Origin of the sequence: Bacillus sp. SN1 (assembly GCF_002796895.1) — a bacterium.
Classification (GTDB): Bacteria; Bacillota; Bacilli; order Bacillales; family Bacillaceae; genus Bacillus; species Bacillus inaquosorum.
Window position 1 is genome coordinate 209,634 of record NZ_PHIE01000001.1, and the last position, 12,612, is coordinate 222,245.

The 12,612-nt window shown below is 43.6% G+C and carries 17 protein-coding genes and 1 riboswitch; of the genes, 15 read left to right on the forward strand and 2 right to left on the reverse strand.

The genetic code is table 11. The features are described 5' to 3' along the window. The first annotated feature begins 77 nt into the window (after positions 1-77). From spoIIAA to lysA, 11 genes are all read left to right on the forward strand, one after another. Complete coding sequence (gene spoIIAA / locus CVV77_RS01210; protein WP_003223957.1) at positions 78-431, forward strand: anti-sigma F factor antagonist; 354 nt, start codon at positions 78-80, stop codon at positions 429-431. After that, positions 428-868 (forward strand): anti-sigma F factor, encoded by a 441-nt coding sequence (spoIIAB, locus tag CVV77_RS01215; RefSeq protein WP_003236730.1) that lies wholly within the window; start codon positions 428-430, stop codon positions 866-868. Before spoIIAA ends, spoIIAB begins: the two co-directional genes overlap by 4 nt. An 11-nt stretch (positions 869-879) precedes the next feature. Then, complete coding sequence (gene sigF, locus CVV77_RS01220) at positions 880-1,647, forward strand: RNA polymerase sporulation sigma factor SigF (RefSeq protein ID WP_003236728.1); 768 nt, start codon at positions 880-882, stop codon at positions 1,645-1,647. Positions 1,648-1,773: 126 nt separating this feature from the next. Continuing rightward, positions 1,774-2,394, forward strand: a complete 621-nt coding sequence (gene spoVAA / locus CVV77_RS01225; protein WP_019258805.1) for a stage V sporulation protein SpoVAA — start codon at positions 1,774-1,776, stop codon at positions 2,392-2,394. Further along, positions 2,384-2,809 carry a stage V sporulation protein SpoVAB gene (gene spoVAB, locus CVV77_RS01230; RefSeq protein WP_003236725.1) on the forward strand — a complete coding sequence of 142 codons (426 nt, stop codon included), beginning with the start codon at positions 2,384-2,386 and terminating at the stop codon, positions 2,807-2,809. The genes spoVAA and spoVAB overlap by 11 nt, the downstream gene beginning before the upstream one ends. A 12-nt stretch (positions 2,810-2,821) precedes the next feature. Then, entirely contained in the window at positions 2,822-3,274 is a 453-nt protein-coding gene (gene spoVAC, locus CVV77_RS01235) for a stage V sporulation protein AC (protein ID WP_003236723.1), read from the forward strand. Positions 3,275-3,286: 12 nt separating this feature from the next. Further along, positions 3,287-4,303: a stage V sporulation protein AD gene (gene spoVAD, locus CVV77_RS01240; protein WP_003236720.1), complete on the forward strand. Its 1,017-nt coding sequence runs from the start codon at positions 3,287-3,289 to the stop codon at positions 4,301-4,303. A 1-nt stretch (position 4,304) separates the two neighbouring features. Further along, complete coding sequence (gene spoVAE, locus CVV77_RS01245; RefSeq protein WP_003236718.1) at positions 4,305-4,655, forward strand: stage V sporulation protein AE; 351 nt, start codon at positions 4,305-4,307, stop codon at positions 4,653-4,655. Positions 4,656-4,662: 7 nt separating this feature from the next. After that, the gene (gene spoVAEA / locus CVV77_RS01250) at positions 4,663-5,280 is read left to right on the forward strand and encodes a stage V sporulation protein SpoVABEA (RefSeq protein WP_100274454.1); all 618 of its coding nucleotides are present in this window, start codon (positions 4,663-4,665) and stop codon (positions 5,278-5,280) included. Continuing rightward, a complete protein-coding gene (gene spoVAF, locus CVV77_RS01255) occupies positions 5,225-6,706 on the forward strand; it encodes a spore germination protein SpoVAF (RefSeq protein ID WP_088110669.1) in 1,482 nt (493 codons plus the stop codon). The genes spoVAEA and spoVAF overlap by 56 nt, the downstream gene beginning before the upstream one ends. A gap of 106 nt (positions 6,707-6,812) precedes the next feature. Beyond that, the gene (gene lysA, locus CVV77_RS01260; RefSeq protein WP_100275117.1) at positions 6,813-8,132 is read left to right on the forward strand and encodes a diaminopimelate decarboxylase; all 1,320 of its coding nucleotides are present in this window, start codon (positions 6,813-6,815) and stop codon (positions 8,130-8,132) included. Positions 8,133-8,158: 26 nt separating this feature from the next. On the opposite strand, the gene CVV77_RS01265 is transcribed toward lysA, so the two are convergent. Continuing rightward, positions 8,159-9,031 (reverse strand): DUF1002 domain-containing protein, encoded by an 873-nt coding sequence (locus CVV77_RS01265; RefSeq protein ID WP_019258801.1) that lies wholly within the window; start codon positions 9,029-9,031, stop codon positions 8,159-8,161. A 257-nt stretch (positions 9,032-9,288) separates the two neighbouring features. Between CVV77_RS01265 and CVV77_RS01275 the strand changes: the two genes are divergently transcribed. Continuing rightward, the gene (locus tag CVV77_RS01275) at positions 9,289-9,720 is read left to right on the forward strand and encodes a peptidylprolyl isomerase (protein ID WP_003223931.1); all 432 of its coding nucleotides are present in this window, start codon (positions 9,289-9,291) and stop codon (positions 9,718-9,720) included. A gap of 150 nt (positions 9,721-9,870) precedes the next feature. On the opposite strand, the gene CVV77_RS01280 is transcribed toward CVV77_RS01275, so the two are convergent. After that, positions 9,871-10,083 carry a spore germination protein gene (locus tag CVV77_RS01280; RefSeq protein WP_100274455.1) on the reverse strand — a complete coding sequence of 71 codons (213 nt, stop codon included), beginning with the start codon at positions 10,081-10,083 and terminating at the stop codon, positions 9,871-9,873. A gap of 310 nt (positions 10,084-10,393) precedes the next feature. On the opposite strand from CVV77_RS01280, the gene CVV77_RS01285 reads away from it, so the two are divergent. The 3 genes from CVV77_RS01285 (at position 10,394) to CVV77_RS01295 (ending at position 12,230) form a co-directional block, all read left to right on the forward strand. Further along, on the forward strand, positions 10,394-10,600 hold the full coding sequence (locus tag CVV77_RS01285) for a zinc ribbon domain-containing protein (RefSeq protein WP_003223929.1): 207 nt from the start codon (positions 10,394-10,396) through the stop codon (positions 10,598-10,600). Positions 10,601-11,094: 494 nt separating this feature from the next. Beyond that, on the forward strand, positions 11,095-11,649 hold the full coding sequence (gene sipS, locus CVV77_RS01290; RefSeq protein WP_019258796.1) for a signal peptidase I sipS: 555 nt from the start codon (positions 11,095-11,097) through the stop codon (positions 11,647-11,649). 236 nt (positions 11,650-11,885) lie between these two features. Further along, positions 11,886-12,230, forward strand: a complete 345-nt coding sequence (locus CVV77_RS01295; protein ID WP_003236697.1) for a hypothetical protein — start codon at positions 11,886-11,888, stop codon at positions 12,228-12,230. 118 nt (positions 12,231-12,348) lie between these two features. Further along, positions 12,349-12,493: riboswitch (FMN riboswitch) on the forward strand. Positions 12,494-12,612: the final 119 nt, after the last annotated feature.

Here is a 12,612-nt window from a genome sequence, read left to right on the forward strand (position 1 = left end):
AGTTTTGTCACGGTGAAGGAATTCATTCCGTCGAAATCGAAACACTCATTATCCGATCATATCAAGGAGGAATGAGCATGAGCCTTGGAATTGACATGCATGTCAAAGAATCTGTGCTTTGTATTCGATTAACAGGCGAACTCGATCACCATACGGCTGAAACCCTGAAACAAAAAGTGACTCAATCATTGGAGAAGGATGATATTCGCCATATCGTGCTGAATCTGGAGGACCTTTCCTTTATGGACAGCTCGGGGCTTGGCGTTATTTTAGGAAGATACAAGCAAATTAAGCAAATTGGCGGGGAAATGGTCGTTTGCGCTATCTCTCCTGCGGTGAAACGGCTGTTTGATATGTCGGGTCTGTTTAAAATTATCCGATTTGAACAATCCGAGCAGCAGGCGCTGCTGACGCTGGGGGTGGCATCATGAAAAATGAAATGCATCTCGAGTTCTCTGCCCTCAGCCAGAATGAATCATTCGCCCGTGTGACAGTTGCTTCATTTATTGCCCAGCTAGACCCGACAATGGACGAACTGACCGAAATCAAAACAGTCGTGTCAGAGGCTGTGACGAATGCCATTATCCATGGATATGAAGAGAACTGTGACGGGAAAGTTTACATTTCAGTGACGCTGGAAGATCATGTCGTATATTTGACCATTCGTGATGAAGGCATGGGCATTACAGATCTTGAAGAAGCCCGCCAGCCTTTATTTACGACGAAGCCTGAGCTTGAGCGCTCTGGAATGGGCTTTACCATTATGGAAAATTTCATGGATGATGTCAGTATCGATTCATCGCCTGAGATGGGAACGACGATTCGCTTAACAAAGCACTTATCAAAAAGCAAAGCGCTTTGTAATTAAGGAGATTTGTTATGGATGTGGAGGTTAAGAAGAACGGCAAAAACGCTCAGCTGAAGGATCATGAAGTAAAGGAATTAATCAAGCAAAGCCAAAATGGCGACCAGCAGGCAAGAGACCTCCTCATAGAAAAAAACATGCGTCTTGTTTGGTCAGTCGTACAGCGGTTTTTAAACAGAGGCTATGAGCCTGACGATCTCTTCCAGATCGGCTGCATCGGGCTGTTAAAATCTGTTGACAAATTTGATTTAACCTATGATGTGCGTTTTTCAACGTATGCAGTGCCGATGATTATTGGTGAAATCCAGCGTTTTATCCGTGATGACGGAACCGTAAAGGTGTCAAGATCATTAAAAGAACTTGGAAACAAAATCAGGCGCGCGAAGGATGAACTTTCAAAAACATTGGGCAGAGTACCGACAGTGCAGGAGATCGCCGATCATTTGGAGATTGAAGCAGAAGATGTCGTACTCGCTCAAGAGGCAGTAAGGGCTCCGTCTTCGATTCACGAAACCGTTTATGAGAATGACGGAGATCCGATTACCCTGCTTGATCAAATCGCTGACAATTCTGAAGAAAAGTGGTTTGAAAAGATTGCGCTGAAAGAAGCGATCAGCGATTTGGAGGAAAGGGAAAAACTAATCGTCTATCTCAGATATTATAAAGACCAGACGCAGTCCGAGGTTGCTGAGCGGCTCGGGATCTCTCAAGTTCAGGTTTCCAGGCTTGAAAAGAAAATATTAAAACAGATCAAGGTTCAAATGGATCATACGGATAGCTAGTCTGCGATGCAGGCTGGCTTTTTTGTGTGCAAAAGCGTGGTAATTTATGGTCTTTTCAAGCGGATGAATGAGAACAAAATCGAACCACATACTACATATATAACCACCGAAAGATGGTGATCAAAGATGGAACGACGTATATTTATCCGACTTCGCCACAGGGTGTTGGCACATCCGGGGGATATCATCACGGTTGGAGATGCCGCGCAAATTGAAGGACAGCTTCAGCTGAAAAAGAAACTTTCGGCTATGCCACTCTATCAGGTGAGCGAAAAAGATAAAAATATCGTAATTCTGGATATCATACAAGTCCTCAAAGCCATTCATTTACAAGATCCGACACTTGATGTTCAAACGGTAGGCGGAGCAGAAACCATTGTTGAAATTCAGTACCGGAAACGGCAAATATCAACGGTTCTGTTTATTGGTGTCTGGCTGCTTTTGTTTATCGGATCGTGTCTTGCCATCATGAACTTTCATGAGGATGTAAGCATGAGAGATGTTCATATTGCACTTTATGAAATCATAACTGGAGAGAGGAATGACTATCCATATTTGCTGCAAATCCCATACAGCATCGGTTTGGGACTTGGGATGATCGTGTTTTTTAACCACATATTTAAAAAGCGCCTTAACGAAGAGCCCAGCCCGCTGGAGGTTGAGATGTTTAACTATCAGCTTGATCTCGACCAATATGTGGCCATGCATGAGAATCAAGAAACAATAAAGGACCTGCATGATCGCTAGTGTATTGTTCATTATTTTTGTCGGGCTCGGCGGAGGCATCACGGTGGGGGCTGGCTTCGTTGCTTTTTTAACCGTAATGGGGATCATTCCGCGGCTGATGCAGCTCACCAAAACGATGAGATTCGTTCAGGCTTATGAAGCGGCTGTTATTCTTGGCGCTGTTTGCGGGGGATGGGAGACGCTTCATATGAACCATCTTTTTTTAACAAAATGGATTGCCGTACCGGTCGGGCTGCTGGCAGGTGTGTTTGTCGGAATGCTTGCGGCTGCCCTTACAGAGGTTTTAAATGTCCTGCCGATTTTGGCAAAACGAATCGGGCTCAGAAGTAAAATCATTATTCTGTTAATGGCCATCGTGATTGGGAAAATCGCGGGATCTTTATTCCACTGGCTATATTTTATTGATCATTCATAAGGAGGTTTCAAGATGACAAACATAAAAGAAAACTACAAATCAAAAGTAAAAACGTATCAGCCTAAGCCGCCTTACGTCTGGAACTGTGTAAAAGCCTTTCTGGTAGGCGGTCTGATCTGTATGATCGGGCAAGGTCTGCAGAATTTTTATATCCATTTTTTTGATTTTAATGAAAAAACAGCGGGAAATCCAACGGCGGCAACGCTGATATTATTATCAGCCCTGCTTACCGGGTTCGGCATCTATGACAGAATCGGGCAGTTTGCAGGCGCCGGTTCAGCCGTACCGGTCACAGGTTTCGCCAACAGCATGGCAAGCGCGGCTCTTGAATATAAAAGCGAAGGGTTTGTGCTCGGAGTAGCGACAAACATGTTTAAACTGGCGGGAAATGTCATCGTTTTTGGTGTTGTGGCTGCTTACATCGTCGGAATGATTCGGTTTGCTTTTGAGAAACTGATGTCGTAGGAGGAGAAGAAAATGAAATTAACAGGAAAGCAAACCTGGGTATTTGAAAATCCCTTATTTGTCAACTCAGCGGGAACAGCAGCTGGGCCAAAGGAAAAAGACGGACCGCTCGGCTCCTTATATGATAAAACCTATGACGAAATGCACTGTAATCAAAAAAGCTGGGAAATGGCTGAACGCCAGCTGATGGAAGACGCTGTAAACGCGGCGCTTCAAAAAAGTAATCTAAAAAAAGATGATATTGATCTATTGCTGGCAGGCGACTTGCTGAATCAAAACGTGACGGCCAATTATGTGGCAAGGCACTTGAAAATTCCGTTTCTTTGTATGTTTGGCGCTTGTTCAACATCAATGGAAACGGTGGCTGTCGCATCAGCCTTAGTTGACGGCGGGTTTGCCAAGAGGGCTCTCGCTGCCACCAGCAGTCATAATGCCACAGCGGAAAGACAGTTTCGCTATCCGACGGAATACGGCGGCCAAAAACCGGACACTGCAACGTCTACTGTAACTGGAAGCGGAGCTGTTGTCATCAGTCAGACACCGGGTGATATCCAAATCACAAGCGCGACTGTCGGAAAGGTTTCTGACTTAGGAATTACAGATCCGTTTGATATGGGATCGGCCATGGCTCCGGCTGCAGCTGATACGATTAAACAGCACTTTAAAGACCTCAACCGGACAGCGGATGACTATGATCTGATCCTGACAGGTGACCTATCCGGCGTCGGATCTCCCATCGTAAAAGACATCTTAAAAGAAGATGGCTATCCGGTCGGCACAAAGCATGATGATTGCGGGCTTCTGGTTTATACGCCGGATCAGCAGGTCTTTGCCGGAGGGAGCGGCTGCGCATGTTCAGCGGTCGTTACCTACTCTCACATTTTTAAGCAGCTGAGAGAAGGAAAATTAAACCGTGTATTTGTCGTGGCGACCGGGGCGCTGTTAAGCCCGACAATGGTCCAGCAAAAAGAAACCATCCCGACCATCGCCCACGGGGTTGTATTTGAGCGTGCAGGAGGTGCATCTTAACATGGACTACCTTTTGGCTTTTGTATGCGGCGGAGCTATTTGTATTGTTGGCCAGCTGCTGTTAGACGTATTTAAATTGACGCCAGCCCACGTCATGACGTCCTTTGTCGTTATAGGAGCGATTTTAGATGGTTTCGGCATTTACGATAAATTTATTGAATTTGCCGGAGGGGGCGCCACTGTTCCGATCGTCAGCTTTGGCCACAGTCTTCTGCATGGTGCCATGCATCAGGCGCATATACACGGATTTATCGGGATCGGCATGGGGATTTTTGAGCTGACATCTGCCGGTATCTCAGCCGCCATTCTCTTCGCCTTTCTCGTAGCTGTTATTTTCAAACCGAAAGGATAATGTCAACATGACGACAAAGCGAAAGGTCATACTGGTAACAGACGGGGACGTGTATGCCGCTAAAACAATTGAATACGCCGCAAGCCAAGTGGGGGGGCGATGTATTTCACAATCAAAAGGGAACCCCTCCATCCGTAGCGGCGCGGAGCTTGTCAAGCTAATCACCTCAGCGCAGTATGATCCCGTATTTGTCATGTTTGACGACTCCGGCCTTCAAGGAGAGGGTCCGGGAGAAGCCGCTCTTACCTATGTCGCCACCCATCCGTCAATTGAAGTGCTCGGTGTGATAGCGGTCGCGTCAAAAACCCATCAAGCTGAATGGACCAGAGTTGACGTAAGCATTGACCGCAATGGAGAAATAACAGAATACGGCGTCGATAAAGGCGGAGAAAGGGAGTTTGATGAACATAGAATGAGTGGAGACACAGTCTATTGCCTTGATAAACTTGATCTTCCGCTTATTGTCGGCATCGGGGATATCGGCAAAATGGGGAGAAAAGACGATATCTCAAAAGGGTCGCCCATCACCATGAAAGCGGTCGAGTTTATTTTAGAAAGGAGCGGGTATCATGCCGGGTCACAAGGAAGAGAAAATCCGGGTTTATCGGAATCCAGCCAAAAATGAAGCGTATTTTAAAAATCGGGTCGGAATGGGAACCAGCTATGATGTAGGGGTTCGCAAGCTCAACATTTTAGACAAGGAAATACAGCTTTACTATTTAAATGGACTATCTGATACCGCCTATATCATTCATTTAATGAGAGAGCTTGTTGCCATTAACAATCGGAAAGAGGACGCTGATAACCTGGTCGATATCGTCGAAAACAGGCTGCTTAACGCCCAGGTTGAAAAAGTAAAAACGCTGGATGAAACGACTGACCAAGTGTTGTCGGGGCTAGTCGCAGTCATTGTTGAAGACGCAGGCTTCGCATTTATTATTGACGTTAGAAGCTATCCGGGCAGAAACCCTGAAGAGCCCGATACGGAAAAGGTCGTCAGGGGAGCCAGAGACGGATTTGTAGAAAATATCGTCGTCAATACGGCTCTTCTCAGACGGCGGATCAGAGACGAACGTCTTCGCATCAAGATGACAAAGGTCGGTGAGCGATCAAAAACGGATCTAAGCATTTGTTATATAGAAGATATTGCAGATCCGGATCTGGTTGACATCGTCGAAAAAGAAATTGCCGCTATTGATGTTGACGGATTAACAATGGCAGACAAAACAGTAGAGGAATTCATCATTAAACAAGGTTACAACCCGTATCCGCTCGTCCGCTATACAGAAAGGCCGGATGTGGCTGCTAATCATGTACTTGAAGGCCATGTCATCATTATGGTTGATACATCGCCGAGTGTGATTATCACCCCGACGACTTTGTTCCACCATGTCCAGCATGCTGAAGAATACAGACAGGCGCCTGCAGTCGGTACTTTTTTAAGATGGGTCAGGTTTTTCGGTATCATTGCTTCTACTATATTTCTTCCGATCTGGTTTCTATTTGTGCTGCAGCCGGACCTGCTGCCCGAGAATATGAAATTTATCGGCTTAAATAAAGATACGCATATCCCGATCATCCTGCAGATATTCTTAGCTGACTTAGGGATCGAGTTTCTCAGAATGGCTGCCATTCATACCCCGACAGCTTTATCGACGGCAATGGGATTAATTGCCGCTGTGCTGATCGGACAGATTGCCATTGAAGTCGGCCTGTTTTCGCCTGAAGTGATTCTGTACGTCTCACTTGCAGCAATCGGAACCTTTACGACGCCTAGTTATGAATTAAGCTTGGCAAACAAAATGAGCCGGCTTGCCCTGATGATACTCGTTGCTTTATTTCATGTAAAAGGGCTCGTTATCGGATTTACAGTGCTAATTATTGCCATGGCCAGCATCAAATCCCTCCAAACACCGTACTTATGGCCGCTGATGCCCTTTAATGGCAAGGCGCTGTGGCAGGTACTGGTCCGCACAACGAAACCTGGCGCAAAAGTAAGACCTAGTATCGTTCACCCAAGAAATCGCTTAAGACAACCTACCAATTCATAATCGCATTGAAACTGACTGAAGAGTATGATAATGTATGTCTTAATTATGAAGGGACAGTCGATAAAACTGTCCTTTTCACCCATAAGCGGAGAAAGAGGGAATGACATTGTTCTTACATGGCACAAGCAGACAAAATCAACATGGGCATTTAGAAATTGGAGGTGTGGACGCTCTCTATTTAGCAGAAAAGTATGGCACACCTCTTTACGTATATGATGTGGCTTTAATACGTGAGCGTGCTAAAAGCTTTAAGCAGGCACTTATTACTGCAGGGCTGAAAGCACAGGTGGCATATGCGAGCAAAGCGTTCTCATCAGTTGCAATGATTCAGCTTGCTGAAGAAGAGGGACTTTCTTTAGATGTCGTGTCCGGGGGAGAGCTTTATACAGCTGTTGCCGCAGGCTTTCCGGCAGAACGCATCCACTTTCATGGGAATAACAAGAGCAGGGAAGAACTGCGAATGGCACTTGAGCATCACATCGGCTGCATTGTGGTGGATAATTTCTATGAAATTTCGCTTTTGGAAGACTTATGTAAAGAAACGGGACACTCCATCGATGTTCTTCTTCGGATCACACCCGGAGTAGAAGCGCACACGCATGACTATATTACAACTGGTCAAGAGGATTCAAAGTTTGGTTTCGACCTTCATAACGGGCAAACTGAACGGGCGATTGAGCAAGTATTACAATCAGAACACATCCAGCTGCTGGGTGTCCATTGCCATATTGGCTCACAGATTTTTGATACGGCCGGTTTTGTGTTAGCAGCGGAAAAAATCTTCAAAAAACTAGACGAGTGGAGAGATTCATACTCGTTTGTATCCAAGGTTTTGAATCTTGGAGGAGGTTTCGGCATCCGTTATACGGAGGAAGATGAACCGCTTCACGCTACTGAATACGTTGAAAAAATTATCGAAGCTGTGAAAGCAAATGCTGCCCGTTACGGTTTTGGCATTCCGGAAATTTGGATCGAACCGGGCCGTTCTCTCGTGGGAGATGCAGGCACAACCCTTTATACGGTTGGCTCTCAAAAAGAAGTGCCGGGTGTCCGCCAGTATGTCGCGGTAGACGGAGGCATGAACGACAATATTCGTCCTGCACTCTACCAGGCTAAATATGAAGCTGCAACAGCCAACCGTATCGGAGAAGCGCATAATAAGACGGTATCGATTGCCGGAAAATGCTGTGAAAGCGGGGATATGCTAATTTGGGATATTGACCTGCCGGAAGTAAAAGAAGGCGATCTTCTTGCTGTTTTTTGTACAGGCGCATACGGATACAGCATGGCCAACAATTACAATCGAATCCCGAGACCTGCCGTTGTATTTGTAGAAAACGGCGAAGCTCATTTAGTCGTGAAAAGAGAAACTTACGAGGATATTGTCAAACTTGACCTGCCCTTTAAAACGAGTGTAAAGCAATAAAAAAGCGCCGATTTCTCGGCGCTTTTTTATTTAAATATAGAAACAATTGCATTCCAGATAGATACGAAGAAATCAATGACTTTCTGGATGAAGTTTTTGCCTTCATCTGATTCTATGAATTTCGTAATCTTATCTTTCGCTTTATCAAGCTGGTCACCGACCTGTCCCCAGTCGATGTCAACATTTTTCATTTTATTGAATAAGGATACAAGCTGATCCTTTTGGCTGTCTGTAAGTGTGACGTTTAAATCAGAAGCTGCGTCGTCCACTTGTTTTTCAATGTCAGCTTTATTGTCAGGCACACCGTTTTTAGCAAACTCTTCTTTGATTTTTGCAATCAGCGCAGCTGCATTTTCGTTACCGATTTTGTCCCCAAGCTCTGATGTCGTGACAAGCTCTTGGTTAGCTACTTGCTTCACATCCTCCGAGATCGCTTCATCAGAAGAAACTTCATACGCCTTAATCAATCCAGTTAAAGCCGCAGTCCCAGATACTTCAAATGGTGCTGTAACATACACCTTCGCATCTTTAACACCTGCTGTCATCAGGGCATTTAGGTACATTTCATCTGTAATGCCGCTGATATTATGCGTCTCAACATTCAGTCCAGAGCCTTTTTTGGCAATGGTTATTGACGATGAAGAAATGGCTCTTGATCCGATTTGAGCGCTCGGTATATATTTTCCTAAATATTCATGTTCTTCCTTATTGGTCACGGTTACCGTTGTGGCATTATCAGGGACATTCATCTCATCAAGCACTTTTTGTTTATCAGATTCTGATAAATCAGCACCCAGAGTTACAATGACATCTCCAACTGCGGCATCCGCGAGACTGACTTTCGGAATCATCAGCAGCAAAACGGCCGCTGCCAGCATTCCAATCCATATTTTTTTCAAAGCAGTTTGACCTCCTTCAATTTCACAAGCAGCTGGATAGAGCTGCTTTGCGAGGACCTGTGATCATGATGAAAATACAGTTCCGTTAGGTTAGACGGAGATAAAGAGATCCAGGTTTCATTTTTATTTTTTGTAAAGCCGGGAGATTCGTTTTCCCCCGAAAGGTGTGGTATAATAGCCGCGACAAGGAGAGACAGGCTATAACCTATCATACATAATCTCCTTTGAAAATTAAAATAAAGAAAGTAGGCATACAATTGAAAACAGGTTACTTTTTATTAGAAGACGGTAACAAAATTGAATTTGAACTTTACCCTGAAGCTGCACCGGGCACTGTCGCAAACTTTGAAAAGCTTGCGAACGAAGGCTTTTATGACGGGCTTACATTCCACCGAGTGATTCCAGGCTTCGTCAGCCAAGGCGGATGTCCTCACGGAACTGGCACAGGTGGCCCAGGATACACAATCAAATGTGAAACAGAAGGAAACCCGCATACACATGAAGCGGGTGCACTTTCTATGGCACACGCAGGAAAAGACACTGGCGGCAGCCAATTTTTCATCGTTCATGAGCCGCAGCCACATTTGAACGGTGTTCACACTGTATTCGGTAAAGTAACAAGCGGACTAGAATTCGCGAAAAACATGTCTAACGGCGACGTTATGAAAGAAGTTCGCGTAGAAGGCTAATAGGCAGCAGAAGGCTTCCTCATCTCGGGGGAGCTTTTTTATTTGCAAAAAAATGATCCAATAGAAAACCGCCTGAGTGCTCGAGGCGGTGAACAAAAAGACGTTTATCCGGTTAAAGAGGAGTTTTGTATCGCTTAAAGCAGGCAGAAATTACAATGTTTTGGTCACATTCTGATCGGAAAATTGACTGTTAATCATTTTGGACTGGCTTACAAAATTGTTTTCAATGACAATTCCAGTATTCAAGCCGCCGGAACCAAACACAGATTTGGACACAGTTAATGGTCTGATCGTAAAAGCGCCGCCTACGTTTAATACACTGTTCCCGGAAACGTTGTTTATATTAATAGGATAATCAATCATTCACGGAGTCTCCTTTCGAATTCTCTATTTTTTATATGTATTATTGCCAGAGTCAATAAGCGTAAACTTATTGGTAAAAATACTTATGTTTTTTATGATGTCGCGAAAAGGGGGGATTCTTCAATCATTGCATCTTTTTTAGCCAGTCACGTGTATCCACTTCGAGTTAAGCAGGCAAAATCGGCTTTTATTTCTGTGGATTTCATATATAAAATTAAGAAAACTTTAAAGTTGCATGGTTCATCAAAATGGTATTTTGTAGTAAAATAAATCAAAACAAACGTGATGTTGTGAAAGGGAGCTTGACGTTATGAACAATAAAGGCTGTATAAAATGCGGAAGCACTGAAGCGGGCCAAAAAGAAATAGCTACAACCGGTACGGGATTATCGAAGTTGTTTGATGTTCAGCATAACCGTTTTCTCGTGGTTTACTGTAAGAATTGTGGATATTCAGAGTTTTATAATAAAGAATCTTCAACTGCCGGCAATATATTGGATTTGTTTTTTGGAGGCTGATCCATGCTTTCGAGCTTCAATGATTTTAAAAATATCTTGAAAGCAAAACGGGATGCCGGATATGTCACCTGTACAAATGGGCTGCCGCAAACATTGCAGTAACCTTCATGATGTGAATCATTTTGTCAAGCACCATGGGACTGGGCGATCAATGGAATGCAGTAGATGAAAAGACCTGCTCGTAACCTTTTATATATTATCTAAAGATTTAGCATACGAGCTGTCTTTCTTCTAAGCCCATCTCTGCTGAAATTATGTGATTATTTCTTTCATTACTTTTCGTATGCCTCTGTATATTATACGATTGCTGGAGTCCAATTTCTCAAGCGACTTTTGATGCGGAGCTGGCTGTGATCGACAAGAAAAAGATAGGCATGATTTGGATGGAAGATGAGGATTAATAGATTGTAAAATCACTTCAATGGTCCTGATGGGATTTCTTTTCGATTCGTGATAACATAAATTGAAGACCGTTGTTTATTGGAGGAAATCAGTTGAAATCAGAAAATGTTTCGAAGAAAAAATCAATGTTAGAATGGGCAAAAGCAATTGTGATTGCTGTCGTTCTCGCTTTGCTCATTCGCAATTTTATTTTTGCGCCGTATGTCGTTGATGGTGACTCTATGTATCCTACACTTCATAACAGGGAAAGGGTCTTTGTCAATATGACAGTCAAATATATCGGCGAGTTTGATAGAGGAGACATCGTCGTTTTAAACGGGGATGATGTTCACTATGTCAAACGTATTATCGGCCTGCCTGGAGATACGGTTGAAATGAAAAACGACCAGCTCTATATCAATGGGAAAAAGGTGGACGAGCCTTATTTGGCAGCTAATAAAAAGAGAGCGAAGCAGGATGGCTATGACCGTTTGACCGATGATTTCGGCCCGGTTAAAGTGCCTGATGACAAGTATTTTGTGATGGGTGATAACCGCCGGAATTCAATGGACAGCCGAAACGGGCTTGGCCTCTTCACGAAAAAACAAATTGCGGGTACGTCAAAGTTTGTTTTCTTCCCGTTTAACGAAATGAGAAAAACGAATTAGGATCTAGCAGCTTCCTGAATAGGAGGCTGCTTTTTTATATCTTTTTTACGTTCATCCCCCAAAACAAGAACATAAATTCGTATATCTATAGAAAAGAAATTTTTGCAGAAATGTGAAACATATTCCCGTTATGCATCGTTATATTAATAATTTACGAGAATTTACGGTTTTTTATTCATGAAAAAAAGGAATAACTCATATGAATGAATAGATTCATATTGGCTGGAGGTTTAAAAATGGGAAGAATAAAAACCAAGATTACCATTCTGTTAGTGCTTTTGCTTTTACTTGCAGGCGGTTATATGTACATAAATGATCTTGAGCTGAAGGATGTTCCGACAGCAATTGGACAAACCTTGTCCTCGGAAGAAGAGGAATACACCATCGAGGAATATAAAGTGACGGAAATTGACGGTTCAGAGTATCATGGAGAAGCAGAAAACGGCACGAAAATCATCTTCAACGGAAAAAAATTAAATCAGGATTTGTCTGATATAAAAGAAGGCGACAAGATTAAAGCATACTTCAGCAAATCAAAGCGAATCGACGGGTTAATCAAGGTTGCCAAAGTGAATGATTAACAAAAAACACCTTTCGGATCGAAGGGTGTTTTTTTGTTTTCTCAAATTGTAAGTTTATTTCATTGCGTACTTTAAGAAGGATCGCTATAATAGCCATTAAGGACAAATGAATAAAGATTGTATCCTTCGGGGCAGGGTGGAAATCCCGACCGGCGGTAGTAAAGCGAATGCGCTTTAGAGCCCGTGACCCGTGTGTATAAGCGCGCGGTGGATTCAGTTTAAGCTGAAGCCGACAGTGAAAGTCTGGATGGGAGAAGGATGATGAGCCGCTATGCAAAAAGTTTAAATATGCATAGTGTTATTTCCTATTGCGTAAAATACCTAAAGCCCCGGATTTTTCATAAATTCGGGGCTTTTTTGACGGTAAATAACAAAAGAGGGG

Coding starts and splice junctions, on each gene's coding strand:
- spoIIAA (WP_003223957.1), top strand. CDS start 78: ATGAGCCTTGGAATTGACATGCATGTCAAAGAATCTGTGCTTTGTATT.
- spoIIAB (WP_003236730.1), top strand. CDS start 428: ATGAAAAATGAAATGCATCTCGAGTTCTCTGCCCTCAGCCAGAATGAA.
- sigF (WP_003236728.1), top strand. CDS start 880: ATGGATGTGGAGGTTAAGAAGAACGGCAAAAACGCTCAGCTGAAGGAT.
- spoVAA (WP_019258805.1), top strand. CDS start 1,774: ATGGAACGACGTATATTTATCCGACTTCGCCACAGGGTGTTGGCACAT.
- spoVAB (WP_003236725.1), top strand. CDS start 2,384: ATGATCGCTAGTGTATTGTTCATTATTTTTGTCGGGCTCGGCGGAGGC.
- spoVAC (WP_003236723.1), top strand. CDS start 2,822: ATGACAAACATAAAAGAAAACTACAAATCAAAAGTAAAAACGTATCAG.
- spoVAD (WP_003236720.1), top strand. CDS start 3,287: ATGAAATTAACAGGAAAGCAAACCTGGGTATTTGAAAATCCCTTATTT.
- spoVAE (WP_003236718.1), top strand. CDS start 4,305: ATGGACTACCTTTTGGCTTTTGTATGCGGCGGAGCTATTTGTATTGTT.
- spoVAEA (WP_100274454.1), top strand. CDS start 4,663: ATGACGACAAAGCGAAAGGTCATACTGGTAACAGACGGGGACGTGTAT.
- spoVAF (WP_088110669.1), top strand. CDS start 5,225: ATGCCGGGTCACAAGGAAGAGAAAATCCGGGTTTATCGGAATCCAGCC.
- CVV77_RS01280 (WP_100274455.1), bottom strand. CDS start 10,083: ATGATTGATTATCCTATTAATATAAACAACGTTTCCGGGAACAGTGTA.
- CVV77_RS01285 (WP_003223929.1), top strand. CDS start 10,394: ATGAACAATAAAGGCTGTATAAAATGCGGAAGCACTGAAGCGGGCCAA.
- CVV77_RS01295 (WP_003236697.1), top strand. CDS start 11,886: ATGGGAAGAATAAAAACCAAGATTACCATTCTGTTAGTGCTTTTGCTT.